At 76.5% G+C, this 25,418-nt stretch carries 21 protein-coding genes; 6 read left to right on the top strand and 15 right to left on the bottom strand.

The genetic code is table 11. The features are described from left to right. Positions 1-23: 23 nt before the first annotated feature. The 6 genes from QQY24_RS15075 to QQY24_RS15050 form a co-directional block, all read right to left on the bottom strand. Positions 24-1,241 (bottom strand): ketosynthase chain-length factor, encoded by a 1,218-nt coding sequence (locus QQY24_RS15075; protein WP_301973202.1) that lies wholly within the window; start codon positions 1,239-1,241, stop codon positions 24-26. Further along, on the bottom strand, positions 1,238-2,506 hold the full coding sequence (locus QQY24_RS15070; RefSeq protein WP_301973201.1) for a beta-ketoacyl synthase: 1,269 nt from the start codon (positions 2,504-2,506) through the stop codon (positions 1,238-1,240). The genes QQY24_RS15075 and QQY24_RS15070 overlap by 4 nt, the downstream gene beginning before the upstream one ends. Before the next feature lie 177 nt (positions 2,507-2,683). After that, a complete protein-coding gene (locus QQY24_RS15065; RefSeq protein WP_301973200.1) occupies positions 2,684-3,679 on the bottom strand; it encodes a Gfo/Idh/MocA family protein in 996 nt (331 codons plus the stop codon). Beyond that, the gene (locus QQY24_RS15060) at positions 3,676-4,743 is read right to left on the bottom strand and encodes a glucose-1-phosphate thymidylyltransferase (protein WP_301973199.1); all 1,068 of its coding nucleotides are present in this window, start codon (positions 4,741-4,743) and stop codon (positions 3,676-3,678) included. The genes QQY24_RS15065 and QQY24_RS15060 overlap by 4 nt, the downstream gene beginning before the upstream one ends. Before the next feature lie 140 nt (positions 4,744-4,883). Continuing rightward, entirely contained in the window at positions 4,884-5,732 is an 849-nt protein-coding gene (locus tag QQY24_RS15055; protein ID WP_301973198.1) for an AfsR/SARP family transcriptional regulator, read from the bottom strand. Between the two features lie 68 nt (positions 5,733-5,800). Beyond that, a complete protein-coding gene (locus tag QQY24_RS15050; protein ID WP_301973197.1) occupies positions 5,801-6,679 on the bottom strand; it encodes an AfsR/SARP family transcriptional regulator in 879 nt (292 codons plus the stop codon). A 490-nt stretch (positions 6,680-7,169) separates the two neighbouring features. Here QQY24_RS15050 and QQY24_RS15045 point away from each other — a divergent pair, with 490 nt between their 5' ends. The 4 genes from QQY24_RS15045 to QQY24_RS15030 all read left to right on the top strand — a co-directional run bounded on the left by QQY24_RS15045 (position 7,170) and on the right by QQY24_RS15030 (position 12,659). Beyond that, positions 7,170-7,484 (top strand): hypothetical protein, encoded by a 315-nt coding sequence (locus QQY24_RS15045; protein ID WP_301973196.1) that lies wholly within the window; start codon positions 7,170-7,172, stop codon positions 7,482-7,484. After that, positions 7,481-9,763 carry a TOMM precursor leader peptide-binding protein gene (locus QQY24_RS15040; RefSeq protein ID WP_301973195.1) on the top strand — a complete coding sequence of 761 codons (2,283 nt, stop codon included), beginning with the start codon at positions 7,481-7,483 and terminating at the stop codon, positions 9,761-9,763. The genes QQY24_RS15045 and QQY24_RS15040 overlap by 4 nt, the downstream gene beginning before the upstream one ends. Before the next feature lie 44 nt (positions 9,764-9,807). Next, a complete protein-coding gene (locus QQY24_RS15035) occupies positions 9,808-11,292 on the top strand; it encodes a SagB family peptide dehydrogenase (RefSeq protein WP_301973194.1) in 1,485 nt (494 codons plus the stop codon). A 143-nt stretch (positions 11,293-11,435) separates the two neighbouring features. Beyond that, positions 11,436-12,659, top strand: a complete 1,224-nt coding sequence (locus QQY24_RS15030) for a sensor histidine kinase (RefSeq protein WP_301973193.1) — start codon at positions 11,436-11,438, stop codon at positions 12,657-12,659. A 52-nt stretch (positions 12,660-12,711) separates the two neighbouring features. Here QQY24_RS15030 and QQY24_RS15025 read toward each other — a convergent pair whose 3' ends face one another. The 8 genes from QQY24_RS15025 to QQY24_RS14990 all read right to left on the bottom strand — a co-directional run bounded on the left by QQY24_RS15025 (position 12,712) and on the right by QQY24_RS14990 (position 20,226). After that, positions 12,712-13,320: a DNA-binding response regulator gene (locus QQY24_RS15025; RefSeq protein WP_301973192.1), complete on the bottom strand. Its 609-nt coding sequence runs from the start codon at positions 13,318-13,320 to the stop codon at positions 12,712-12,714. A 108-nt stretch (positions 13,321-13,428) separates the two neighbouring features. Continuing rightward, positions 13,429-14,286, bottom strand: a complete 858-nt coding sequence (locus tag QQY24_RS15020) for a 4'-phosphopantetheinyl transferase superfamily protein (RefSeq protein ID WP_301973191.1) — start codon at positions 14,284-14,286, stop codon at positions 13,429-13,431. After that, on the bottom strand, positions 14,283-14,615 hold the full coding sequence (locus tag QQY24_RS15015; protein WP_301973190.1) for an acyl carrier protein: 333 nt from the start codon (positions 14,613-14,615) through the stop codon (positions 14,283-14,285). Before QQY24_RS15015 ends, QQY24_RS15020 begins: the two co-directional genes overlap by 4 nt. A 5-nt stretch (positions 14,616-14,620) precedes the next feature. After that, on the bottom strand, positions 14,621-16,423 hold the full coding sequence (locus tag QQY24_RS15010; RefSeq protein ID WP_301973189.1) for an acyl-CoA dehydrogenase family protein: 1,803 nt from the start codon (positions 16,421-16,423) through the stop codon (positions 14,621-14,623). Continuing rightward, entirely contained in the window at positions 16,417-18,420 is a 2,004-nt protein-coding gene (locus tag QQY24_RS15005; protein WP_301973188.1) for a hypothetical protein, read from the bottom strand. Before QQY24_RS15005 ends, QQY24_RS15010 begins: the two co-directional genes overlap by 7 nt. Before the next feature lie 220 nt (positions 18,421-18,640). Further along, positions 18,641-18,934, bottom strand: a complete 294-nt coding sequence (locus tag QQY24_RS15000) for a DUF6059 family protein (RefSeq protein WP_301973187.1) — start codon at positions 18,932-18,934, stop codon at positions 18,641-18,643. A 169-nt stretch (positions 18,935-19,103) separates the two neighbouring features. Next, complete coding sequence (locus QQY24_RS14995) at positions 19,104-19,724, bottom strand: dTDP-4-dehydrorhamnose 3,5-epimerase family protein (protein WP_301973186.1); 621 nt, start codon at positions 19,722-19,724, stop codon at positions 19,104-19,106. Between the two features lie 100 nt (positions 19,725-19,824). Next, on the bottom strand, positions 19,825-20,226 hold the full coding sequence (locus QQY24_RS14990) for a DUF5994 family protein (protein ID WP_301973185.1): 402 nt from the start codon (positions 20,224-20,226) through the stop codon (positions 19,825-19,827). Positions 20,227-20,564: 338 nt separating this feature from the next. On the opposite strand from QQY24_RS14990, the gene QQY24_RS14985 reads away from it, so the two are divergent. Together QQY24_RS14985 and QQY24_RS14980 are read left to right on the top strand one after the other, a co-directional pair. Next, the gene (locus QQY24_RS14985; RefSeq protein WP_301973184.1) at positions 20,565-21,809 is read left to right on the top strand and encodes a hypothetical protein; all 1,245 of its coding nucleotides are present in this window, start codon (positions 20,565-20,567) and stop codon (positions 21,807-21,809) included. A 353-nt stretch (positions 21,810-22,162) separates the two neighbouring features. Next, the gene (locus QQY24_RS14980; protein WP_301973183.1) at positions 22,163-22,477 is read left to right on the top strand and encodes a hypothetical protein; all 315 of its coding nucleotides are present in this window, start codon (positions 22,163-22,165) and stop codon (positions 22,475-22,477) included. A 246-nt stretch (positions 22,478-22,723) separates the two neighbouring features. Here QQY24_RS14980 and QQY24_RS14975 read toward each other — a convergent pair whose 3' ends face one another. Continuing rightward, positions 22,724-25,270 (bottom strand): tetratricopeptide repeat protein, encoded by a 2,547-nt coding sequence (locus QQY24_RS14975; RefSeq protein WP_301973182.1) that lies wholly within the window; start codon positions 25,268-25,270, stop codon positions 22,724-22,726. Positions 25,271-25,418: the final 148 nt, after the last annotated feature.

Raw genomic sequence — 25,418 nt, 5'->3', positions numbered from 1 at the left:
TGCCGGGCGGGCCGCCGGACCGGTCAGGCCCGGCGCACGACCATGGCCGCGTTGAACCCGCCGTGTCCGCGGGCCAGGACGAGGGCCGTGCGCAGGGGCGTCTCACGGGCGGAGCCGGTGACCAGGTCGAGCGCGAGGCCGTCCGCGGGCGCGGTGACGTTCGCGGTCGGCGGGACGACCCCGTCGCGCAGGGCCAGCAGCGCCGCCGCCACGTCCAGCGCGGCACCGCCGCCGAAGAGGCGGCCGGTCATGGTCTTGGGCGCCGTGACCGGCACGCCGTAGGGGCCGAAGACCGCGGTCAGCGCCTCCGCCTCGATGCGGTCCAGCTCCGGCACGCCGGCCGCGTCGGCGAAGACCACGTCCACCTCGCAGGCGTTCACCCGGGCGTCGGCCAGGGCGTCCTCGACGGCCCGGCGCAGCCCCGGCGGGCGGCCCGACCCCGGACGCGGGTCGAAGGTGGCGGCGTACCCGGCGATCTCTCCGTAGATCCGCTCCGCCCCCCGGGCCCGGGCGGCCCCGGCGTCCTCCACCAGCAGGATCGCGCCGCCCTCGCCCGGCACGTACCCGCCCGCCTCGGCGGTGAAGGGCAGATAGGCGCGGCCGGGGTCGTCGGCCGTGCTCAGCCGTCCGGTGGCGATCTGCGCCACCCAGCCCCACGGGCACAGGGCGCCGTCCACGCCGCCGGACACCACCAGCGGGATGCCGTGCCGCACGTGCCGGCGGGCGTGCCCGAGCGTGTCCAGGCCGCCGGCCTGTTCGGTGACGAGGACGCCGCTCGGCCCGCGCATCTTGTGCCGGATCGAGATCTGGCCGGTGTTGACCGCGTAGAACCAGGCGAAGGACTGGTACGCGCTGACGTACTCCTTGCCGCGGCTCCACAGCTGCTGCAGCTCCCGCTGCCCGTACTCGACCCCGCCGCCGGAGGCCGCGGTGACCACGCCCATGCCGTACTCGTCGAGCGCGGCCGGGTCGACGGCGGCGTCCTCCACGGCCCAGTCGGCCGCCGCCAGCGCGAGCCTGGTCATGTGGTCGGTCTGCGGCATCAGCCGGCTGGGGACGTGCTCCTCGGGGACGAAGCCCGGTACCTCACCGGCGACCCTGCTCGGGTACTGCCCGGCGTCGAAGCGGGTCACCGGGCCCAGGCCGCTGCGGCCCGCCACCGTCGCCGACCAGTACTCCTCGGTGCCCAGGCCGTTGGGTGCGACGACCCCCAGGCCGGTCACCACCGCACGCGCCGTCACCGGCCGCTCCTTTCGGGTCGGGCCAGCACCAGGGCGGTCTGGAAGCCGCCGAAGCCGCTGCCCACGCTGAGGACGACGTCGGTGCGCCGCTCGCGTGCGTGCAGCGGGATGTAGTCGAGGTCGCACTCGGGGTCGGGTTCCGTCAGGTTCGCCGTCGGGGGCAGCACCCCGTGCTCGATGGCGAGGGCGCACGCGGCGGCCTCCAGGCCGCCGATCGCGCCCAGCGAGTGGCCGATCATCGACTTGATGGAGCTGACCGGGGTGTCGTACGCGTGGTGCCCCAGGCTGCGCTTGAACGCCGCGGTCTCGTGCCGGTCGTTCATCTTGGTGCTGGAGCCGTGGGCGTTGACGTAGTCCACGGCCGAGGGGTCGATCCGGGCCTGCGCCAGCGCCCGGTCGATGGCCTCGGCCATCTCGCGGCCGTCCGGCTTGAGCCCGGTCATGTGGTGGGCGTTGCAGCGCGAGGCGAACCCGGCGACCTCGGCGTAGACGTGGGCGCCGCGGCGCCGCGCGTGCTCCAGGTCCTCCAGGATCAAGGTGGCCGCGCCCTCGCCCAGGACCAGGCCGTTGCGGGTGCGGTCGAAGGGGCGGGAGGCGTGCTCGGGGTCGTCGTTGCGCGGGGTGGTGGCGTGGATGGCGTCGAAGCACGCGGAGGTGATGGGGGAGATGGGTGCCTCGGTGGCCCCGGTGACCACCATGTCCGCGGAGCCCTCCCGGATCAGTTCGGCGGCGTGTCCCAGCGCGTCGAGCCCGGAGGTGCAGCCGGTGGAGACCATCGCGGCCGGGCCCTCGGCGCCGGCCGTCCAGGCCACCTCGGCGACCATGGAGCTGGGGACGAAGTGCCGGTAGAGGTCCGGGACCGCGTACTCGTGGTCGACGTTCCACTTCCGGCCGCCGTCGCTGACCACCACGTACTCGCGCTCCAGGCTGGTGGTGCAGCCGACCGCGTTGCCGAGGGTGGCGCCGATCCGGGTGGGGTCGTAGGTGTCCGCCTCGATGCCGCTGTCGGCGAGTGCCTCGCGGGCGCTGACCACGGCGAACTGCGCGGCCCGGTCCAGGCGCCGGATCTCCTGCGGGGTCAGGCCCGCCGCCTCGGGGTCGAAGTCGCACTCGGCGGCGACCCGGGACCGGAAGGGCGAGGCGTCGAAGTGGGTGATGGTGCGGGTGGCCGTGCGGCCGGCGGTGAGCATCTCCCAGTAGGCCTTGACGCCGATTCCGCCGGGCGCGACGACACCGAGCCCCGTGATGGCCACGCGGCGGTTCACGACCTGCCCGCCCTGTTCGTGTCCGGTCGCGCCGGAGCTGTCCTGCTCGCTCTGGAAGTCACTGCTTCCATCCCCTCCCCTGGCACTCGTTCTGTCCTCAACTGTTCGTCATGGTCGGCGGGGCGCCTCGATACGGACTCGAAAACCGGTACGCCCCGGTCCGCACGGCGCGCCCGCTCACGCCGGCGCGGTCCCCCGGCGGCGTATCGCGTCCAGCAGCCGGGCCTGGCGCAGCGTCGCGCGGTGGTCCGGGCCCGCCGGCCCCTCGCCCGTGCGCACCGCGTGGACGAAGTCCCGCACGGTGTTGGCCACCTGGTCGTCGGCGTCCAGGGTGATCCGCTCCACCCGTCCGGCCCGCTCCAGCGCGAGCACCGGGCGGTGGTCGGCCGGCGGGGTGAAGGCGCGGTCGACGCCGATGCGCCCCCGGGTGCCGCAGATCTCGTACGAGGACCGGTAGCCGAGGCCGATGCCGAAGGTGAGCTGGGCGGTGACGCCGTCGGGGCCGCGCAGCAGCACCGCCCCGGACGTCTCCACCTCGCGGCCCGGCGGACGGTCGAGCACCGCCCCGGCGACCTCCAGCCCCGGGCCGAGGAAGTGCAGGGCCGCGCGCACCGGGTACAGGCCGACGTCCAGCAGCGCCCCGCCCCCGAGGGCGGCGTCGAAGCGGATGTCGTCCGGCGGCAGTTCGGGGATGGTGAAGGCGGCGTGGAAGGCCCGGGGCCGTCCGACGGCGCCCTCGGCGACCAGGCGGCGCACGGTGGCGTGCTGGGCGTGATGGACGAACATCACGTTCTCCCGCAGCACCAGGCCACGGGCCCGGGCCAGCGCCAGCAGGGCCCGGGTGCGCGCGGCGTCACCGGTCAGCGGCTTCTCGGCCAGCACGTGCTTGCCGGCCAGGAGCGCCCGGTGCGTCCACTCGGCGTGCAGCGCGGCGGGCAGCGGCACGTACACCGCGTCGACGTCGTCGCGTTCGAGCACACCGGCGTACCCCTCGACGGGATCACCGCCGAACAGGCCGGTCAGTTCGGCGGCCCGCGCCCGCTCGCGGCTGGCGACCGCGGCGACCTCCACGCCCGCCGCGGAGGCGAACGCGGGCAGCATCCGCCGCCGCGCGATCCCGGCGCCGCCGAGCACCCCGATCCGCACGGGCCGCCCGTCGGCCGGGGGCCTCACGCGGCCACCTCGACCGTCGTGTGGTCGCCGACCACCAGGCGGTGGCGGCCGGGCCCGGTGTCGTCGCACCGGACCACGGCGGCCCGGCCGATGAGGGAGCCGTGGATGCCGTGCACGTGCCGCACGGTGGCCCCGTCCAGGGCGATGGAGTAGTCGAGCCGGGCGTCGCTGAGCACGCAGTCGCGGCCGATGGCGGTGTGCGGGCCGACCCAGCTGTCCTCGATCACCGTGCCGGTGCCGACGACGGCCGGGCCGTGGATGCGGGAGCGCACCACCCGGGCGCCCGCCTCCACGACGACCTGCCCCACCAGTTCGCTGGCCGCGTCCACCTCGCCGGCGGTGCGGGAGGTGAGCGTGTCCAGCAGCTCCCGGTTGCACTCCAGCACGTCCTCCACACGGCCGGTGTCGCGCCAGTAGCCGCCGTACTCGGACGCCTTGACCTCCTCGCCCCGCGCCACGAGCAGGCCGATGGCGTCAGTGATCTCCAGCTCGCCGCGGGGGCTGGGCCGCAGCGCGGCCACCGCCTCGTGCACGGCGGGCGTGAAGAAGTAGACCCCGATGAGCGCCAGGTCGCTGACCGGCCGCTCGGGCTTCTCCACCACGTGGGTCACCCGGCCGCACGCGTCGACCTCGGCCACCCCGAAGGCGCGCGGGTCGGCCACCTTGTGGACGACGACCTGGGCGGCGGGACGGTGCGCGCGGAAGTCGTCGGCGATCTCCCCGATGCCCTGGGGCAGCATGTTGTCGCCGAGGTACATGACGAAGTCGTCGTCGCCGAGGAAGTCCCGGGCGATGGCGACGCAGTGCGCCAGCCCGCGGGGCTCGGCCTGCGGGATGTAGGTGATGCGCATGCCGTACCGGCTGCCGTCGCCGAGCAGCCCCATGATCTCCGGCGCCCAGTCGCCGACGATGATGCCGGTCTCCTCGACGCCCACCGCTCGCAGGTTGTCCAGGATGTGTTCCAGCACCGGCTTGTTGGCTACGGGGATCAGCTGCTTGGGCATCGAGTAGCTGAAAGGACGCAGGCGGGTTCCCTTGCCGCCCGACAACACCAGGGCCTTCATGGACCTCTCCTCACCGCGACGGCCGCTCTCGACGAAAGGCGGTTGCGGGCACCGGGTGCGGCGGTAGCGCCCCGGCCCCGATTTCGGACTGGGGGAACCGTGGCGCCCGGCGGTCGAAACGCCCTCAAGAGTGGGGCGACTCACCCGGCACGCAGCAGCTGCGGCCCGGCCGCCCAGGATCCGGCGCCGGGCTCCCAGTCGATGCCGGGGCCGCCGCTGAGGATGGTGTGCTGCAGGCGGGCCACGGCCGGGGACGGCTCCAGGCCCAGCTCCCGCTTCATCACCAGCCGCAGCCGGGCGTAGACCTCCAGCGCCCGGCCCCGCCGGCCGGTGCGGCACAGCGCGGCCATGTACTGCCCGTGGAACGTCTCGTCCAGCGGGTACTCCGTGCACAGCCCGGCCAGTTCGCCCAGGATCTCGTGGTGCCGGCCCAGGTTCAGGTCGGCCTCGATCCGGCGGCCGAGCAGGCTGAGCCGCGACTCCTCCAGGTGCAGCGCCTCCGCGGTCAGCCGCGGCCCGGTCTGCACGTCGATCAGGGTCCGCCCCTGCCACAGGTCCAGCGCCTCGCGGAACGTGGCGGCGGCCGCGGCGAAGTCGTCGGCGGCCATGGCCCGGTGGCCGGCCGCCGCCCGCGCCTCGTACTCGCGCACGTCGACCCGGCCGCCGTAGGTGTGCAGCAGGTAGCCGCCCGGCTTGGTGACCAGGACGTCCTTGACCTCCACCGGGCCCGCTCCGGTGCGGTCCGGGCCGTCGGCGAGCGCGGTGGCCAGCAGGCCGCGCAGATGCAGGATGTACGTCTGCAGGGTGGTGGCGGCGCTGCGCGGCTGCCGTTCCTCCCACAGCTCCTCCATCAGGGACTCCACCGACACGAAGCGGTCCGGGCTGAGCGCCAGCAGGGCCAGCACCTTGCGCGGTTTGGCCGCGGTGGGCACCACGGGGACCCCCCGGCAGATGACCTGGAGCGGCCCCAGCACGCTGATGTCGAGCATTTCGTTACTCCTTAGGGATCGGGCTCGGATCCGGTGTCCACTGCGGTGCAACCGTTGCCCGAGCACCATCACGACCAGGGCTGGAGCGGGGCTCGACCCGCCGTGGAGCCGGGCGCCACCAGCTCTCCGGGCCGCTCGCGGGACAGGACGCCGCCCGGGACGGCGACCGGGTCGAGGTCCGGGTGGGAGGCCAGGACGGCCTGGTGCAGCCGCTGCACCCGCGGCGACGGTTCCAGGCCGAGTTCGTCGATGAGCGTGGTGCGCAGCCGGCGGAAGACCTCCAGGGCCTGCCCGGCCCGGCCCGCCCGGCACAGGGCGACCATGTAGTGGGCGTGCAGGGCCTCGTGCAGCGGCTGCTCGGCCGTCAGCGCGGTCAGCTCGCCCAGCAGCCGGTGGTGCCGGCCGAGGCGCAGGTCGGCCTCGATGCGCAGTTCGACCGCGCCGAGCCGGCTCTCCTCCATGCTCATGCGCTCGATGCGCAGGCGCGGCCCGGCGGGGACGTCGACCAGGGTGGGCCCGTCCCACAGCCGCAGGGCCCGGTCGAGCAGCGCGGACCCGGCCGCGTCCTCGCCGGCCGTCAGCGCCTGCTGGCCGTGGGTGATCAGGTCGCGGGCCCGCGACAGGTCCACCGACTCGGGCGGCAGCGACAGCCGGTAGCCGCCGTGCTCGGTGGCCAGCAGGTCCTTGGCCGAGACGCCGGCGCCGTCACCGAGGGCCGCGGCGATCTTCCGGCGCAGCTGCAGGACGTAGGTCTGCAGGGTGGTGGCGGCGCTGCGCGGCGGTTCCTCCTCCCACAGCTCGGCGAGCAGGGAGTCGATCGTCACGATGCGGCCCACGTGGACGGCGAGCAGTGCGAGCAGCTGGCGCGGTTTGGCCGCCGACGGAACCACGGACGCGTCACCGATCCGGGCGCGCAGCGGGCCGAGCAGTCTGATGTCGGCAATCACGGTGTTTCCCTCATTCCCCCATGGGCTCCCGCCCCGGTCCGACTGGACGCCTCACTCTCACTCGGCGGCCGGGCGCCCGGGCAGTGCGGAGGTCACCGGCACACCGTGGGACGGTCACGACGGGAACCGTGCCCCGCTCACCCCCCGCGCCCTGCGGACGTCACCGCCGGCGCGGTGTGCGCCTCACCGCCGCCGCCCTGCACGGCTCACCGCCGCCGCCCTGCACGGCTCACCGCCGCCGCCGTGTGCGGGTCACCCCCGGCCCCGTGCGCGGTTCACCGGCCGGGCCGTGCGCGGGTCATCCGCCGGGGCGGGCGGTGGTCACCGTGCGGGCCGTGCGCCCCTCCCGCACGGACCCGTGAATCGCTCACATGCCGAAGGTGACGCCGGCACTGGCCCGGGCACGGCCGCACGGCGTTAACTCCTGCCCGGGAATCCCACCCGAAGGCGGCCCGCCACAAGCGGGTCCGCGCCCCAGGAGGAGGAGACAATGTCACTCGACCACGACTGGCGCTTCGCCGAACTCGTCGCCCGTACCTGGACCGAGCCCGACCTCAAGGAACGGTACGCCGCCGACCCCCACCGCGTGCTCGCCGAGGCCGGCATCGACCTCGCGCCCGGCACCCCGGTCCCCCACCTGCCGGCCGGTGAGGAGCTGGACGTGGTGGTCGCCCCCTTCGACACCCTTCCCGCCGCGGCCCCCACCGCCGGCTTCTGCCTCAGCCTCATGGACCCGACGACCGCCCCGGACCGGTCGGCCGCCGGCCGCGTCGTGCGCGCCCTGCCGGAGGCGCTGGCCGCATGAGCGGGGGACGGGGGAAGGACGGCCCGGCACTCATCGGCTTCAGACGGCACCTGCGGCCGGAGGTCGTCCCGGGCGACGCCGTCTACCTGGTGTCGGAGCACGGGGTGACGGCCGTGCCGGGAGCGGAGATGGCGGCGCTCGCCCCCCTTCTCGACGGCACCCGCGACCTGCCCGCCCTGCTGCGCGAGGCCGCACCCTCCGTCCCTCCCGCCCGCGTGGGCAGTCTGATCGGCCAGTTGACCCGGTCGGGACTGCTCGACCACCGGTCCCCCGACGACCGGACGAGTGCCGACGGCGCGGTGGAGGCCTACTGGGAGACCACCGGCGGCGAGATCCGGCGCCGGGCGACGGCCGGGACCCTGCGGGTCCGGATCGTCGCCCTCGGCGAGGCCGGGACCACCGCCCTGGACGCCTCCTGCCGGGACGCCGGCCTCACCGTGGTGGACGATCCCGCCGACGCGGAGCTGCACCTGGTGACCTGCGAGGACTACCTCGACCCCCGGCTGGGGGAGCTGGACGCGCGGATGCGCGCCGCCGGCCGGCCCTGGCTGCTGGCCAAGCCGTACGGCACCACCGTGTGGACGGGGCCCGTCTTCCGGCCCGGCGAGGGCGCCTGCTGGCACTGCCTGGCGCACCGGCTGCGCGGCCACCGCGCCGCCCAGTTCCCCGTGAGCCGCGCCCTGGGCGACGCCTCCGTGCTGCCGCCGCGGGCGGCGCTGCCCGTCACCGTCCGGCTGGGCACCGACCTCGCCGCGCTGGAGTGCGCGAAGTGGCTGGCCGGGTACCGGCACGCGGCACAGGACGGCGTGGTCACCTTCGACACGCTGACCCTGGCCGCCCGCACCCACCGGCTGGCCCGGCGCCCGCAGTGCCCGCAGTGCGGGGACGGTTCGCTGACGGCCCGGCGCGCGGACGAACCGGTGGTCCTGGTCCCCCGCCGCAAGGCGGTCCGCTCGGGCGGCGGCCACCGCGCCCTGCCGGCCCGCGGCGTGTGGGACCGCTACGCGCACCTGGTCAGCCCGGTGACCGGGGCGGTCAAGGAGATCCGCCGCGACGCGCGCGGCCCCGGCCTGCTGAACGTCTACCGCGCCGGCCACAACCTCGCGCTCGGCCCGCGCCGCGCGAGCGAACTGCTCTCCTCGCTGCGCCAGGAGAGCGCGGGCAAGGGCCGTACGGCGCTGGAGGCCAGGGTCGGCGCGCTGTGCGAGGGGCTGGAGCGGGTCAGCGGCACCTGGCAGGGCGACGAACGGCGGGTGCGCGGCAGCCTGCGCGGACTCGGCGAGCGCGCCCTGGCACCGGGCGGCGTCCAGCTGTGGCACGAGCGGCAGTTCCGCGAACGCGACCGGTGGAACGCCGGCGGCCACCCCTTCCACCAGGTCCCCGAGCCGTTCGACGGGGACGCCGAGCTGGACTGGACGCCCGTGTGGTCGCTGACCCGGGAGCGGCACGTGCTGCTGCCCAGCGCCCTCCTCTACTACGACGTCCCCGACCCCGTGGGCCGCCGCACGGTGCGCGCCGACTCCAACGGCTGCGCGGCCGGCGGCACCCTGGAGGACGCGGTCCTGCAGGGGCTGCTGGAGCTGGTCGAACGCGACGCCGTGGCGCTGTGGTGGTACAACCGCACCCGGCAGCCCGCCGTCGACGTGGACGCCTTCGCCGACCCCTGGACCGGGCGGGTGCGCGAGGCGCACGGCGACCTCGGCCGCGAGGTGTGGGTCCTGGACCTCACCGCGGACCTCGGCGTACCGGTGATGGCGGCGCTGTCGCGGCGCACCGACCGGGCGGCCGAGGACATCGTGTTCGGCTTCGGCGCCCATCCGGACCCGGCCGTGGCGCTCTCGCGCGCCCTGTCGGAGATGAACCAGCTGCTGCCCGCGGTGCTCGACACCCGCCCCGACGGCACCGGCCACGCCTGCACGGACCCGGTGGCGCTGCACTGGTGGCGCACCGCGACCCGGGCGTCGCTGCCCTACCTCGACCCGGACCCCGCCGCCGCGCCGCGCACCCCGGCCCACTACGGCCACCGTCCCACCGACGACCTGCTGCACGACGTGGACGACCTGCGCGGGCGGATGGAGGAACGCGGACTGGAGGTCCTGGTCCTCGACCAGACCCGGCCCGACCTGGGGCTGCCGGTGGTGCGCGTGATCGTCCCGGGGCTGCGTCACTTCTGGCCGCGCTTCGCGCCGGGACGGCTCTACGACGTCCCGGTCGCCCTCGGCCGGCTCGCCGGACCCCGGGCGTACGAGGACCTCAACCCCGTACCCCTGTTCGTCTGACCCCCGCCCCGATCCCGCCCGACCCGACCCAGGACCGAACCACCGTGGCATCTGACACCCTTCCCGCCCAGCTCCTCGTACCGGACGTCGCCGAGGGCGAACTGTGGTCGCTGCGCGACGACGCCCACCTGCAGGAGGAGGACGAGTGTCTGCTGCTGCGCTCGCGCTGGGGCACGGTCCGCGTCCCGCGGCCGGCGCCCGTGCTGCGCCACGCGCTGCGGCGCATGGAGCTGGGACCGACGCGCCTGGAGAACGTGCCGGGCACCGACGACCTGGCGCGCCGGGTCGGGCTGCTGGTGGCCCTGCGGCGGCTGGGCGGGCTCGTGGTGCGGTCGGTCGGCGCCGCCGACGGCCGCAGCCCGCTGCTGTCGGTGGTGCCGACGGCGGCCGACGCCTCACTGCGCCCGGTCCCGGTGCCGGCCGACGGACCGCTGCGGCTGTCCCGCTTCGCCGCGCTGCGCTCGGACGGGGAGGGCTGGGTGCTGGAGTCGCCGCTGTCCGCGTTCCGGGTGGTGTTCAACCGGCCCGAGGCGGGCTGGCTGATCGCCTCCCTCGGCAGTCCGGCCACCCCGCGCGCGGCGGCGGAACGCCTTCCGCTGCCCGAGCGGGAGGCCCGGACCGTGCTGTCGTACCTGGTGGCCACCGGCATGGTGCAGCCGGCGTCGGACGGCGCGGGCGAGCCCCGGTTCGCCGAGGACCACGACCCGGCGCTGCGCCCGTGGTCGCACCACGACCTGATGTTCCACTGGCGCAGCCGCCCGGGCCGCAACGACGGCGTCTTCGGCGCCACCTACCCGCTCAGCGGCGTCCAGGACGCACCGCCCGCGCTCAAGCCGCTGCCCCCGGGCCCGCGGATCGCGCTGGCCGAACCGGCGGACGGCGGCGGGGACGGGCCGGCCGGCCTGCCGCTCGCCGAGGCCCTGGCGCGGCGCACCTCGGTACGGGACCACGGCAGCCGGCCGCTGACCCTGGTCCAGCTCGGGGAGCTGCTGCACCGGGCGCTCGGGGTGCGGACGGCGCCGGCCCCGGGACCGGAGGTGCCCGCCGGGGCCCCCGGCCGGCCCCCGGCCCGCGCGAACCGCCCGTACCCGAGCGGCGGGGCCTGCTACGAGCTGGAGTTCTACCTGAGCGTGCAGCGCTGCGAGGGCCTGGAGCCGGGCGTCTACTACTACGCCCCGGCGGAGCACTGCCTGGTGCGCCTGCCGGCGTCGGACGCGCTGCGCCGGGGGGTCCTCGCGGAGGCCGGGACCGGTGCCGGGATGGCCACCGTCCCGGACGTCCTGCTGACCATGACCGCGCGCTTCGCCCGGGTGTCGTGGAAGTACAGCGGCCTGGCGTACGCGCTCACGCTCAAGCACGTCGGCGTGATGCAGCAGACGCTGTACCTGCTCGCGACGGCGCTGGGCGTGGCCGGCTGCGCGATCGGCACGGGCGACACCGAGCAGTCCGCGCGGGCCTTCGGGCTGGACTGGCGCGAGGAGTCCGCGGTCGGGGAGTTCGCCCTCGGTTCACTGCCCGACGGCCACTGATCACCACCCCGCCGGGCGACCGTGAGGTGAGGTCAAGGAGAACACGCCGAGCACCGTGATCTTTACAACATGGTCACGATCTCTTCCCGGAAGATGCCTCTATCATCGGCCCTGGCAAGGCGGCTCGACGGGGGAGATGTCTGATGTCAATGCGGGGTGCCCAGGTGCGTCCGTTCGTGGAGGACTCCGGAGGAAGGAGTGGCTCGCGGGCGTCGGACCACGCGGAGGTCGACGGGCCGGGGCTGGTGGCGCTCGGCACCCACGCGCCGCCCCCGCGGTTCGCGCTGGCCGTCGTGTTCACCGTCATGACGGGGTTCTTCGCCATGCAGGTCGTCGACATCCTGGACGAGGGCATCACGCCCGTCCGCCTCGTGACGTGCGTGACCGTGCTGCCGCTGACCATCGTGCTGCAGGTCGCGCAGACGCTGCCGCGTCTGCAGCGCCTGCGCGACTGCTACGGCCGCTGGGTGCTCGCGGCGCAGGTACTGCTCGTGGTGGTGCCCTGCCTGCTGCTCGGCTGGGCCTGGGGAGGCATGGGCGGCTTCGTCGGCGCCTCGGCGCTGCTCGTCCTGCCGATGCGCGGCGCGGTGCCGGTGTTCGGACTGATCGTGCTGATGATCGCGGTGTCCACCGGGATCACCGAGGGCTTCGGCACCGTGGCGGTGCCGTACATGATCGTGTCGACGCTGCTCACCGGGATCATCGTCTACAGCCTGATCCGGCTGGCCACCCTCGCCATCGCCGTGCACGAGGCGCGCGACGACTTCGCCCGCATCGCCATCACCAAGGAGCGGCTGCGCTTCGCCCGCGACCTGCACGACCTGCTCGGCTACAGCCTGTCCGCCATCACGCTCAAGGGGGAGCTGGCCTACCAGCTGGTGGTCCCGGAGCCCGAGCGGGCCCGCGAGGAGCTGCAGAGCATCGTGGCGACCGCCCGCCAGGCGCTGGCCGACGTGCGCGAAGTGGCCCGCAGCTACCGCTCGCTGTCGCTGCTCAACGAGCTGTCCTCGGCCCGCTCCGTGCTGTCCGCGGCGGGGATAGAGGCCCATGTGAAGGTGGACTACGACCGGCTGGTCACCGAGGCCGACACCGCGCTCGCCACGGTCGTCCGCGAGGGCGTCACCAACGTGGTGCGGCACAGCAAGGCCACCCGGTGCCGCATCGAGGTCACCCAGCGGGACGGCGTGGTCAGCCTGCGGATGGACAACGACGGCGTGCAGAGCTGTCCCGCCGGCCGCGCCGGGCGCCTGGACGGCTGCGGCCTGGAGAGCCTCACGGCGCGGATGGCCGCCGTCGGCGGGTACTTCACGGCGGGCCCCACCCCGGACGGCGGCTTCCGCATCCTCGCCGAGACGGCTCCCGCCTGAGCCCCGGCGCGCGCCCCCGTCCGGGCCGGCCGGCCCGGACGGGGGCGGGTCCTCACACCCAGCCGGCCTCGCGGGCGATGCGGACGGCGTCGAGCCGGTTGCGGGCCCCGAGCTTGACGACCGACGCGGTCAGGTAGTTGCGGACGGTGCCGACGGACAGGAACAGCCGCCGCGCGATCTCACCGGCCTCGGCGCCGTCCGCCGCGAGCCGCAGCACCTCGGCCTCCCGGTCGGTGAGCGGGTTGTCCCCGCTGTCCCAGGCGGCCATGGCGAGTTCCGGGTCCACCACGCGCTCGCCCTTCTGCACCCGGCGTATCGCCTGGGCCAGTTCCTGGGGCGGCGCGTCCTTGAGGACGAACGCGCGGACGCCGGCCTTGACCGCGCGGCGGAAGGTGCCCGGCCGCCCGAGGCTGGTGAGGATCATCGATCTGCACTCCGGCAGCGCCTTCTGGAGCTGGGCCGCCGCGGTCAGTCCGTCCGTGCCCGGCAGGTCGATGTCGATGACCGCCACGTCGGGCCCGCAGGCGAGGGCCCGCGGAACGATCTGATCCCCGTCGGCCACCTCGGCGACGACCTCGATGTCCTCCTCGAGGTTCAGGAGCGCCACCAGCGCCCCCCTCACCATGTGCATGTCCTCGGCCAGCAAGACCTTGATGCCCATATGTTCCCCCTGGTCCGCCCATCACCACCGGTGTCGGACGGCGTCGCGATGAATGTTCGAAAACACCCGAGCGCGATCCTACGATGTTCGGACGACCATGGTCGGGAATCAGTCATTCCTCTCCGGATTCGGAGCCGGCGGACCGGTGAGCGCCTCCAGCGCCTCCACCAGGCCCCGGTCGAGCCGGCCGACGGCGTCCGCCGGGCCCGGCGTGCCGCCGGTGTCGTGCACCGCCCAGCCGACGGCGTACCGGCCGACCCGGCCGCTGCCGAAGCTCCACTCGTCCCCGGTGCCCGGCCGCCCCTCGGGCGTCAGCACCCTCGGCGGCGCGCCGCCGGGCGGAAAGCCGAAGTCGCTGAACCGGAACCGCATCCCCTGCCCGATGGCCTTGCTGTAGGCCTCCTTCAGGGTCCACAGGCGCACCATCTCGCGCGGCCGTCGCGCCTCGGCGATCCGGGCCAGCGCCTCGCTCTCGCACGGCGTCCAGAACCGGCGCTCGGTTCCGGTCAGCAGGGTGCGCCGGTCGGCCGGTTCCGCGTCGACGCCGATGCCGCCGCGCCGGGTGATCCCGAGGAGCAGCAGGTCGCCGGTGTGGCTCAGACTGATGTCGAGGTGGTCGCAGCCGCGCAGACAGGGGCGCCCGCCCGGCCGGTACCCCAGTTCCACCGAGGCCGGCGCCGCCCGCAGGGCACACCCGGCGACGTACTTGATCAGACGGCGCGAGGCGGCGAACCGGTCCCGTACCGGGGCCAGGGCCATCGCCTCGTAGCGGGCCCAGTCGTGCCCGAGCAACTGCCGCAGCCCGGCGGACTCCCGGTCGTCCGGGATCCAGTCGGCGAGCAGCCCGTACACCAGGACCGTGCCCCGCTCGTGCAGCGCGCGCCGGACCCGCCGCCACGGTCCGGCCGGACCGTGCAGCCTCAGAGGCGGCCCGACGGCCGTGCCGTGCGGTCCGGCCGCGCTCACCACGCGGGCTCCCCGCGGGCCGTCCGGGAGCGCTCCGCCTCCCGGGCCAGGTGGCGCGCGAGCGAGCCCACGGTCGGATGGTCCCAGGCGACCGTCGGCTCCAGCAGCACCCCGCACGCGCTCTCGGCGTCGACCGCCAGCGCCAGCGCGCCGACCGCGTCGAGCCCGCACTGCTCGAACGACGTGCCCGGGCCGATGCCCCGCGCCTCCTCGGCGGCCAGGCCCAGGCGCGCCGCGAGCCGCCCGGTGAGCCATTCCCGCAGCCGCCGTTCTTCCCATCCGGTGCCCTCGATGTCCACCACCGCGCGCTCCCGCCGCTCGTGTCCCATCCCCGTCACAGGCCGTCCGCGTACAGGCGGTCCCCGTACAAGTCGTAGCTGCGGGCGCTGTGGTACCGGTCGAGGACCTCTCGCACGACCGGCTCGGCGGTCGGCACCCCGCGCCCGGGCAGCGGCAGGCCCAGCCGGTGGGCGAGCCCGACGAGCGCCTCCACGAGCCAGGCGGGCTCGGCGAGGAAGGAGCCGGGCGCGTCGCGCTGCCGGTACCACACGCCCAGGCAGGCCCCGCCCGCCGAGACCAGCGCGTACCGGTCGGCGAGCGCCTGCACGCGCGGGTCCGCCAGCACGGTGGTGCCGCCCCCGGGTACCGCCCGCAACCGCGCCCGCAGCCGTTCCAGTTCCCCGGCCAGGCCCTGCACCAGCTCGCGCAGCAGGAGCCCGGTCCGGGAGCCGCCCCGGTGGCCGTCGGCGGCACCGAGCAGCCGCGCGACCGACACCAGGGCCGCGGCGGACGGATCGGCGCCCGCCCGCGGCACGGCCCGGCCGACGTCCAGCGCGGGCAGGCCGCCGCCGACGGCGAACAGGTCCCACGGCGGGGCGTCCGCCCGCGACCACGGACGGCGGGCCGCCTGCGGCAGCTGCGGGACGAGGGCCGACTGGGAGGCGGTCCCGCCGACGTGCCCGGCCCCGGTCAGCGGCAGGTCCCGCAGGTACCCGCGGAAGACGCCGTAGGCGCCCTCGTCGCAGTGGAAGCGGGCGCCGAGGACGGTGGACAGGTCGTAGGCGCTGTCGCGCAGCAGCCGGGGCACGACGTACCCGGTGACGGCGGCCGGCAGGGCCGCCCGCGCGGGCAGCAGGTGCAGCGCGCGCCCCGCGACCAGGGTCAGGCAGTCGCACACGAGCAGGTTCGCGAACACCCGGGCCAGTACGGTCCGTTGCTGCGGTGAGAGCGCCGCGGCGTCCCCTCCCGGCGCGCGTCCCACCGCGTGCCAGACGGCGGTGCGCAGGGCCGTGTCGCCCCCGCCGAGCACCATGCCCGGCACGGACGCCTGCGCGAACAGGTTGCTGCGCACGGCCAGCGCGGCGCCCTCGCCCGCGCTCCCCACCAGCGCCCCGGACGGCACCGGGCAGGCACGCGCCTCCACGCCCGCGACACCGCAGGAGCGCAGGCCGGCGGCCCGGTGGCGGGGGCGGACGGTGAAACGGTCGGCCGGCAGGGACGCGGTGTCGAGGAGCAGCACGCCGTGGCCGCGGGCACCGTCCCCGCCGAAGGTCCGGGCGTGCACCACCAGACCGCCGGCCCGCGCGGCGCCGACGACCGCGGGCCCGCGGCCGTCCAGCAGCAGGCCGTCCCGGCCGGGCACCGCCGTGAACCCGCCGTGCGCGAAGCGGTCGCCGTGGTCCGGTTCGCGCGGTGCCACGGCGAGCGTGCCCCCGCCGAGCAGCAGGTCCGCGGTCCAGCGGCGCTGCCGCGCGGTACCGGACGCCCACACGGGCAGGGCCGCGAGCAGCGGCCCCACACCGTGGCCGACGCCCAGCGAGGCACTGCGCCGGAAGAGCGCGCGCAGGACGCGGACCAGCCCGTCCGTCCGCTCCAGCCGGCCGCCCAGCGCGGCCGGCACGACCTCGGCGCCCAGGCCGAAGCCGGCCGGCACCGCGTCCGCCGCGGGCAGCGGCTCGCCGCGCGCGTCGGCGTCGAGCAGGGCCCGGCGGCCGAAGGGGTTGGTGTCGTCGGCGGGATCGCCGAGGAACCGCTCCAGCGCGGTGATCCGCTCCCGTACGGCCCCTTCGGCGGTGTCGGCCCCGTCCGGTGTCCCGGTGCGGGGGCGCGCGGGTGCGGTGTCGGCCGGGATCAGCATGGCGGCTCCTGAGCGGTCGGACGGCGCAGCGGGGAGAAGTCGCTCCCCTCCTCGTACTGCGTGAGCAGGGGTCCGGCCAGGCGGCCGAACAGCACGTCGTCGGCCGGGCCCGCCTCGTGCACGCCCAGGTGGGTCAGCACGCGCGTGAGGCAGGCCTCCAGCCACAGCCCGTCCCGCCACAGCGCCGTGACGGCGTCACCGGGGACGGGGCCGGTGCGCGGGCGCGGACCGGCGGAGGGGCCGGGGGAGGGGCCGGAGGACGCCGCGCCGCCCGCCCGCGGGCCGCCGGTGGCGCGCCCCGGCACGCCGCCGGCCGCCTCGCCGCCGCGGCCGCCGCCGGACGCGCCGCCGTCGGGGCCGGTGCCGGCGAACGGGCCGCTGCCCAGCCACAGACCGGCGCAGGCCGCTCCCGCGAAGCACAGCGCGTAGGCCCGTGCGTCGGCGGAGCCGCCCGGTGCCGGCCGGCCGGACACCGGCGGGGCCTGCGCGATGCGGTGGTGCAGCGCGTCGGCGGTCCTCAGCAGCCGGGCCGCCAGCGCGGCGGCACGGTCCAGCGCGGCGTGGTCGGCGGCGAGTTCGCGCAGCCGGGCCACCGACAGGGGCAGTGTGCCGAGTACGGCGCTGCCGTACCGGGACAGCAGCGCGAGCCGGGCCGGGTCCAGCGGCGGCACCGGGCGGTCCAGGCCGAACAACCGGGCCAGCCGGGGCCGGTGGTCCGGCGGTGAGAGGTAGCCGCGCGCCAGCAGCCGGAACTGCGCCGCCAGCAGCGACGCGCACAGGGCCGGGCCGCCGAGCGCGTCCAGCGCCCCGTGCGCACCGGCCAGTTCGCCGGCGGCCGCCCGGCAGGGCGCCCGCCGCCCCGCGCCGCCCGCGTCGCCGTCCGCCGGGTCCGCCGGGTCCGCGGGGTCCGCCGGGCCGCAGCCGGAGTGCAGCAGCTCCTGCCGGTCCAGCACCCCGGCGGCCAGCGAGGGCACGAGCAGGCCCACGACGGACGAGGTCACGCTCAGCTCCCCGGCCAGCAGGTGGATGCCGCGCACGCCGACGGCGGACAGGGCCTCGCCCAGCAGCAGGTCGGCGTACGCCTCCGTCAGGGCCCGCAGCCGGCGGGGCGGCCGGGAGCCGTCCGGGAACCGGGACCGGGCGCCCGGGGAGCCGCCCGGGCGGGCGTCCGCGCAGCGCAGCGCGGCGCGCAGGACGCCGTCGGCCGCTCCGAGGGAGAGCGCCGGGAGGACGGTCCACGACACCTGGTTGGCCTTCAGCAGCGTCTCGACGCCCGTCCCCTCCCGGCCCGCGAGGACGTCGTGGCCGACCCGGGCGCCACGGAAGGCGACGCCGCCCGCGGGAACGCCGCCCGCCGCCCGCGCCGGTGCCTCGGGGAGCGGCCGCCAGGCGTCCGCGGCCACCTCCCGGGTGTCGAGCAGCAGCAGGGAGCGGGCGCGCGGCCCGGGCACCGGGGAGGTCCGGGCGAGCAGGGACAGGAACCCGGCGTCCGGCATCCCGTCGGCCAGCCGCTCCTCGCCGTCGAGCCGGTACCCCGTCGGGGTCGGGTAGGCGCTCGGGCCCGCCTCGGACCCCACCGCCCCGGCTCCCGTCAGACCCGCGGACACCCGGGCGCCGGCCGCCACGGGCGCGGCGATCCGCAGCGCCGCCGCGTCGTCGCCGGACACCCACACCGGGGCGGTCGCGAGGAAGGTCCGCGCGTGCGCGGCGGCCACCGCGAGGTCCCGGCGCGCGACGGTGCGCAGCAGCCGGTGCAGCCGTCCGTAGTCCTCCAGCGCCCCCCCGTACTCGGCCGGCACGCAGTGGGCGGGTAACCCGCCCCGCTCCGGCACCGCGTGCACGCGCTCCCGCTCCGGGTCCCGTTCCCGCGGTCCCCGGGCGGCGGGGCCGCCCGGACGCGAGTGGCCGCCGAGGACGCGCTCCAGGCGGGCGGCGAGGTCCCGGAACGGCTCGGCGTCCTCCGGGTCCACGTCCTCCATGCCGTTCCCCTCCGCCACGCCCGTCCCACGATCGCCGCCGACGCACCCCGTTTCCGGAACCCGACTCTCCGCCTGCCGTCTCGAGCACGTCTCGAACCTCCGTCGATCACCCGGGCCGGCCCGGGCGCGTCACCGCCGTCCCGTCCGCCGCCCGCGGCCGGGCCGCGACCGCCGCGCGGCAAGGCGCAGGGCGGGACACGGGTCGGGGTGCGGGGCAGGACACGGGTCGGGACACGGGTCAGGGCGTGGGCCACTCGGGAGTCACCGCGTCCAGCTCACGGGCGAGCCGGAGCTCCAGCTCGCTCAGCGGTACGTCGCCGCAGAGCCGCTCGGGGTGCAGCGGCGGAGGCTCCATCAGGCCCAGGGCCGCACTGCGGCCGGCCGCGAGCTCCCAGCGCGTCGGCTCGTCCCAGGCCTCGTACCAGACCCTCCCGAGCGTCATCGCGCCGAAGAAGGCGCCGACCGCCTGGAGTCCCGGCGAGGCCAGCACCTTCACCACCGCACGACCGAGCCCGAGCAGCACGTCCCTCACCGGCCCCCACCTCCTCTGCACCGTGATCCGCGGTCCGACCGCTCCACCCTGCGGCGCCCGGCTCGAGCCCGGCTCCACGAACGCCCGAAGGCGACTCGCACGGGGGAGGGGACCGCGGCGGCCGGCCGCCGGCGAGCGGAGCCCCCGGGGGGAACCGCTCGCCCGCCCGTCACCCGCGTGCGGCCAGCGTCGCGTAGTGCTCCACGCACTCCTCGTACGAGGCGAGCAGTCCCGCGCGGCGGGCCTCGGCCACCGTCGGGGCGTCCCGGTCCTTGGGCGAGCGCAGCAGCTCGAAACCGCCCGCCCGGCTCTCCTCCCGCCAGGGCAGCCCCAGTTCGGGGTCGAGCGCGTCCAGGTCGAGCTGGGTGCCGGGGACGAAGGTGGTGGAGCAGAGGTAGTTCACACAGGCGTCGTCGGTCAGCGCGAGGAAGGCGTGCCCGAGTCCCTCCGCGGCGAAGACGGCCCGCCCGTTGGCGGCGGAGAGCCGGTGCGCGGTGTGCCGCAGGTAGGCCGGGGAGCCGGGACGGATGTCGACCACCACGTCGAGCACCTCACCGCGGACGCAGGTGACGACCTTGGCCTGCCCGGGCGGCAGCAGCACCCCGTGCAGCCCGCGCAGCGTCCCGCGCCGGGACACCGAGTAGTTGCTCTGTACCGGAACCATCGGCCGCCCGATGGCCTCACCGAGGACGTCGTGCCGGAACGCCTCGTAGAAACAACCGCGTTCGTCCTCGATCACCTTCGGCACCAGGAGGTAGGCGTGCGGCACTGAAGTCCGGTGGATCTCCATGGCGCGAACCTAGTCGGCCGTTCTCGCGTGCCGGTCGAACCACCCGGGTCCGCGCGCGCCGGGCCCGTGCGGCCGGATCAGCCGCGGCGGTCACCGGCGTTCACGCGTGGGCGCCGGGCGCGGCGCCGGCCATGGCCGCCTCGGCGGCCTGCTCGGTCGACTCCGGCGGTACCACCAGCAGGTCCCAGCGGCCCTGGCCGGGGACCATCAGGACGATGGTGTCCGGCGGGTGCGCCGCGCCGGACCTGACCAGCCGCACGACCTCGTTGCAGACGAGCATCCGGCCCGGCGTCCCGGTCCACGCCGCGCCGTCCACCGTGACGCTGACGACCTGGCCCCAGGCGCGGGGCAGGCCGGCGAGCAGGTGCGGGAGTTCCGCGAGGAGGTCGTGGGTGCGCGGCCACCAGGCCCCGTCGATGCGGCGCGGCAGGGTGCTGCGGGGCGCGAGGCGCAGGCGCAGGAGGGGGGTGTCGGACGGCGGGGGCAACAGTGCGGTGGTCATGGTCTGTCCTGTCGGAATCAGCCTGCCGGGGTCCGTCCCGCGGTCCCGCCCCGAGAGCCGTCGCCGGTCGCCCGATGCGTCACGCGCCGGGAACGGCACCGCCGGTCGCGCTGCGCGGAGAACTCTCGGTACTGCCAGGCTACTCCCGGGCGAGGACGAGTGCGCCGGATGGCCGCCCCGCATGCCACCGGCGTACGCCGGCTCGGTCCGCACCGGACCGGGCGCGGCGCGCGGGGGCCGGCGGCAAGGTCGTTGCAAGGAGGCTGCAAGGAAAGTGCCGCGGGCGCCGGGAAACCCCCTCCCGAACGCCGCACGCAGCGACGAGCGAGGGGGATCGCATGTCTGTCGGAACCACCAGGTCAGCGCTGATCGAGCAGGGGCACTGGCTGACCCTGCGGGACTGCAAGAGGGTGCTGGTCGTCGTCCACACCGTCACGTTCGCCCAGCGACTGCAGGAGGTCTTCGCCCTGCTGGAGACCGACCTGCGCGTCCAGTTGGTCTTCACCGCGGCACCGCACGCCTTCGGCACCGGGGTCACGCAGTTCCTGCACGGACTGGGCATCGCCACGGTGCCCTGGGAGGAGGCCCTGCGGACCGAGTTCGACCTCGCCCTGGCCGCGGGTTCGCGGGGCGTGCACGAACTGCGGGCCCCGGTCGTGCGCATCTCGCACGGTGCCGGCCAGATCAAACTGCTCACCGACGTCGGCGCCCTGGCACCGGGCGAACGCCGGACGCCGGGCATGCTGAGCCGCGGCCACCTGCTGCACGAGGGCCGCGTGGTCCCGGCGGCCGTCGTCTACGCCCATGACCGGGACCTGGAGGAACTGGCGGAGTCCTGCCCGGAGGCGCTGCCCGTGGCCCACGTGGTGGGCGACCCGTGCGTCGACCGGATCACGGCGGGCATGCCGCGGCGCGCGCACTACCGCCGCGCACTGGGGATCGGACCCGGACAGCGGCTCGTGGTGGTCACCTCCACCTGGGGACCGGCGTCGACGTTCGGGCGGCTCGACGCCCTGTTGCCGCACCTGCTGGGCCGGCTGCCGGGCGACGGCCACCGGATCGCGATGCTGCTCCACCCGAACGTGTACGCGGGCCACGGCACGCGGCAGGTACGCGGCTGGCTGACCGGCTGCCGCGACCGGGGGGTGGCGGTCCTGCCCCCGGAGGCCGACTGGCAGGCGGTGCTGATCGCGGCCGACTGGATCATCGGCGACCACGGCTCGCTGACCGCGTACGGCACGCTCACGGACGCGACGCTGCTGCTCACGGCGGGACCCCGGCGGGAGGTGTCGGACCGCTCCCCGGCGGCGCTGCTGGCCGCCGTCGCACCCGTGGTCGTCCCGGGACACCCGCTGGCCGAGCAACTGGAGTACGCGGCCCGGCTGCGCCGCCCGGGACAGTACGAGCAGGTGGCGGCCTCGTTGTCGTCGGCGCCCGGGCAGTTCCACCGCCGGATGCGCTCGGTCGTCTACCGGCTGCTCGGCCTGGGCGAACCCGCCCACCCGCCGCTCCTCGCCCCGCCTCCACTGCCCGGGGTGCTGAGCCGGTGGGAGGTCTTCGACGGCGGGGAGACGGCACGGTGAGCCACCGGCCGCCCACGCCCCGGGGGAGCGCGCCCCGGGGGAGCGCCCCCTCCTCCCGCCCCGCACCGGTCCGGCCGCCGTCGGCCCGGGGAGCCGAACCGTACGCCGGCTGGACCACGGTGTGCTTCCGCGCGTCGCGGGCCGGTGCCCCGCCCCGCGGCGTCGGCGTCCCGGACCGGCCGGCCCTCGTCCTGTGGCGCTCGGGCACGGCGTACGGCCCGGCCCTCGTCCGCTTCGACGCGCCGGCCCTCCCGGCAGGGGGCCACCCGTACCGGTGTCCCTCCCCGTGCCCGCACCCGCCCGGCCCGCTCCCGTGCGACGCGCACCTGTGGGCGGACCCGGACGCCCCCGGCGTGCCGGACCTGAGGGAGCACGCCGACGTGCTCGTGAGCCGGGTGCCGCTGCCGCCCGCGGCGGCCCGGCGACGGGTGCGCGACCTGCTCGCACGCCATCCGGGCTGCCTCGCCGCCGCCGTGCCCGGTCCCGCCCGGGGGTGCGTCGTCGGCGTGCGGGACGCGGCGGGCGGCGTGCGGTGCGCGTGGCTGGAGCGGAGCGGGGCCCGTGCCCCGGCGCCGCCCCGGGTGGTGGTCGCTGTCGTGCACGCCTGGGTGGCGGCCGGCGGGGCACCGACCGCGCTGCGCTCCGTCACCCCGGTGCCCGGTGGGTGACCGGGGACGCCGCCGGGCTCCGGCCGTGGCGGAGGGCCGGGTGGCACCGCGCGGCCGGTGGTGACGGGGGATGGCGGGCCCCGCCGTGCGGCCGGTGGTGACGGGTGATGCAGGAGGTGCCGTCCGGCCGGTGGTGACGGGTGATCGGGAGGTGCCCTGCGGCCGGTGGTGACGGGTGATCGGGAGGTGCCCTGCGGCCGGTCGTGACGGGTGACCGAGGACCTCGTCCGGCCGGCCGCGCGGTGGTCACAGCCGCCGCAGCCGGTCGTCCAGGCGGTCGGCCGCGGCGGGGTCCAGCCGGCGGAAGAGCTCCCGCGCGGCCGTGTAGTGGCCGGCCGCTTCCGCCGGGTCGCCCCGCGACTCGGCGGCCGTGCCGAGCCACTCCAGGCAGCGCGCCTCCCAGTGCTCCGACCGGGCGCTGCCCGCACGGAACCGCGTCAGCGCCTCCCGCAACCGCCGCGGTCCCCCTTCGCGGTCCCCGGCACGGTCCAGGACGTGGCCGAGGAGCGCCAGGACCCGGGCCGCCTCGTACGCCTCCCCCAGCGCCTCCAGTTCGGCGCCCGCCCGGTGCAGGTGCGCGGCGGCCGCGGCCAGGTCTCCGGCGGCGAGCTCGGTCTCGCCGAGGCGCCGCCGGGAGAGCGCGGCCCCGCGGTGGTAACCGACCGACTCCCTGAGCCGCAGCGCCTCCTCGAAGTGGCCGCGCGCCTCGTCGAGCCCGCCGGTCAGGAGGCTGATGTGGCCCAGCCCGCTGACGGCCTGGGCCCGCTGGCGCGCGTCCCCGTCCGCCGTGGCCATCTCCAGGGCCTGCCGGTACCACTCGGCCGCCTCCGCGTACCGCCCGGCGTCGCGCAGGCCGATCGCGCCGGAGGTGAGCATGCGGCCCTCGCCCGGCCCCGATCCGCTCCGGCGGGCCGCCTCCAGACCGAGGCGGTGCGCCTCGATCCACATCTCGGACGGACGGAGCCGCACGAACAGGGGCCAGAGGAGGTCCGTCAGACGCCAGCAGGAGGTGTGCCAGCCCGCCCGGGCGCAGTGCCGCACCGCTCCCATCAGCCCGCCGCGGTGCGCGTCGAGCCAGGCCAGCGCCTCCTCGGGGCCGCTGAGCGGGGTGGGAGCGGTGATGCCCTCGGGCAGGTCGTGGCCGGGCAGGCGGTGGCCGGGGGTGAGGATCTCCTCCGCCGAGGCCGCGGTGGACAGGCACCAGTCGACGAAGCGGCGCAGTGCGCGCTCGCGCCCGTCGCCGTCCTCCGTCTCCTCGCCGAGCCGGCGGGCGTGCTGCCGGACGAGGTCGTGGAAGCGGTAGGTGCCCGGGCCCGTCTCCTCCAGCAGGTTCGCCTCCACCAGGGCGTCGACGGCCACCTCGGCCGCGTCCCCGTCCTCCCGGCCGCCGTCCTCCTCCCGGCCGCCGTCCTCCTCCCGGCCGCCGTCGGCCGCCAGGGCGGCCAGCACCAGCAGGTCGTGGCGGTCGGTGGGCAGCAACCCCATCCGGCGGTAGAGCCGGGCGCCCGCCTCCGGCAGCACGTCGTACGACAGGTCCAGCGCCGTGCGCATCACGGCCTCCCCGTCGACACGCAGCAGGCCGACGGCCCCCTGTCCGCGGGACAGGCTGCCGGCCAGGGCGGACACGGAACGGTGCGGGCGGACGGCGAGCTGCGCGGACGCCAGGCCCACGGTCAGGGGCAGGCAGCCGCACAGCCGGACCACCTCGTGCGCGGCGGCGGGCTCCTCGGCGACGCGCGTCCCGCCGCCGGCGGCCAGCAGTTCGACGGCCGCCGCGGCGGGCAGCCCCTCCAGCCGGTGGACCGACGCCCCGTCGACCCGCAGCCCGGTCAGGCTGTTCCTGCTGGTCACCACGGTGAGCCCGGCGGGCGTGCCGGGCAGCAGCGGACGTACCTGGGCGGCGGTGAAGGCGTTGTCCAGCAGGACGGCCAACCGCAGTCCGGCGGTGATCGAACGCCACAGCGCGCTGCGCTGCGCGAGGCCGGCCGGCACCGAGGAGACGCCGAGGGCGACCAGGAAGGCCTCCAGGACCGTGGCGGGGGACGCGGGCCCGCTCTCCCCGTCGGCGGCCTGCCCGGCCAGGTCGGCGTAGAGCTGGCCGTCGGGGAAGTCGGCGGCGTGCTCGTGCAGCCAGTGGCAGACGAGGGCGGTCTTCCCCACGCCCGCGAGTCCGCTCACCACCAGGACCTGGTGCGCGTGGGCGGGGTGCTGGGCGCGCAGCGCGTCCAGCACCCCGCGGTCGGCCTCCCGGTCGACGAACCGGGCAGTCACCGGGGGCAGTTGGCGGGGTACGGGAAGGCGCGGCCGGGGCGCTTCGGCGGGCGGGTGGAAGTGGATGCCGCCGTGCACGTCACGGGCCTGCACGCTCGGGCCGTGCAGCACGGCGCCGCCGCCGATGGCGTTGGCGGTCCTCCCGGGTGCCGGGCCGGATGCCGGGGGCGGTGCCGAGGGCGGCGGCAAGGAGGTGGATGAGGGGGGAGACGAGGAGGGGGGCGGGGACGACGGTGAGGCCGGTGCGTGCCGTCGCAGCCAGTGCGTCAGCGCGCTCCGCGTCGCCGCGTCCCGCGCGGCCACCCTGTCCAGCTCCCGCGCGAGGTCGCCCCAGGCCGCCGGGTCCGGCCGCCGCGGCCCTGCGGCGGCCGGCGGCCACAGCCGGGCCACCGCCGTCTCCGTACGGGCCGCGGTGCCCACGACACGGGCCAGATCGTGCCAGGCGGGGGATCCCGGGTCGGCACCGCAGGCGGTCAGGGCGGTCAGCAGCGCGTCCGGTCCGTCCGAAGGGGAAGTCCGCATGTGCGTCACTCCTTTCGACACCTCGGGGGTCACTCCCCGGTCCGGGCGCGATGTGAACGGCACCGATTCCTTATCGGTCAATTTTTCGGACTCGTGGCGTTGTCGTGTGGTCCGTCATTGCAGGTTCATGACACTCTCGAACGCTCGG

The sequence above is a fragment of the Streptomyces sp. TG1A-8 genome, from assembly GCF_030499535.1.
GTDB lineage: Bacteria > Actinomycetota > Actinomycetes > Streptomycetales > Streptomycetaceae > Streptomyces.
Note: the sequence above shows the minus strand (reverse complement) of the source record. Positions and strands in the feature narration are given on the sequence as shown.

What these genes read in the sequence shown, in the direction of transcription:
- QQY24_RS15060 (WP_301973199.1), bottom strand. Translation starts at nt 4,743, where the DNA reads ATGAAGGCCCTGGTGTTGTCGGGCGGCAAGGGAACCCGCCTGCGTCCT.
- QQY24_RS15055 (WP_301973198.1), bottom strand. Translation starts at nt 5,732, where the DNA reads ATGCTCGACATCAGCGTGCTGGGGCCGCTCCAGGTCATCTGCCGGGGG.
- QQY24_RS15045 (WP_301973196.1), top strand. Translation starts at nt 7,170, where the DNA reads ATGTCACTCGACCACGACTGGCGCTTCGCCGAACTCGTCGCCCGTACC.
- QQY24_RS15040 (WP_301973195.1), top strand. Translation starts at nt 7,481, where the DNA reads ATGAGCGGGGGACGGGGGAAGGACGGCCCGGCACTCATCGGCTTCAGA.
- QQY24_RS15030 (WP_301973193.1), top strand. Translation starts at nt 11,436, where the DNA reads ATGTCAATGCGGGGTGCCCAGGTGCGTCCGTTCGTGGAGGACTCCGGA.
- QQY24_RS15025 (WP_301973192.1), bottom strand. Translation starts at nt 13,320, where the DNA reads ATGGGCATCAAGGTCTTGCTGGCCGAGGACATGCACATGGTGAGGGGG.
- QQY24_RS15015 (WP_301973190.1), bottom strand. Translation starts at nt 14,615, where the DNA reads ATGGGACACGAGCGGCGGGAGCGCGCGGTGGTGGACATCGAGGGCACC.
- QQY24_RS15010 (WP_301973189.1), bottom strand. Translation starts at nt 16,423, where the DNA reads ATGCTGATCCCGGCCGACACCGCACCCGCGCGCCCCCGCACCGGGACA.
- QQY24_RS14995 (WP_301973186.1), bottom strand. Translation starts at nt 19,724, where the DNA reads ATGGAGATCCACCGGACTTCAGTGCCGCACGCCTACCTCCTGGTGCCG.
- QQY24_RS14990 (WP_301973185.1), bottom strand. Translation starts at nt 20,226, where the DNA reads ATGACCACCGCACTGTTGCCCCCGCCGTCCGACACCCCCCTCCTGCGC.
- QQY24_RS14985 (WP_301973184.1), top strand. Translation starts at nt 20,565, where the DNA reads ATGTCTGTCGGAACCACCAGGTCAGCGCTGATCGAGCAGGGGCACTGG.
- QQY24_RS14975 (WP_301973182.1), bottom strand. Translation starts at nt 25,270, where the DNA reads ATGCGGACTTCCCCTTCGGACGGACCGGACGCGCTGCTGACCGCCCTG.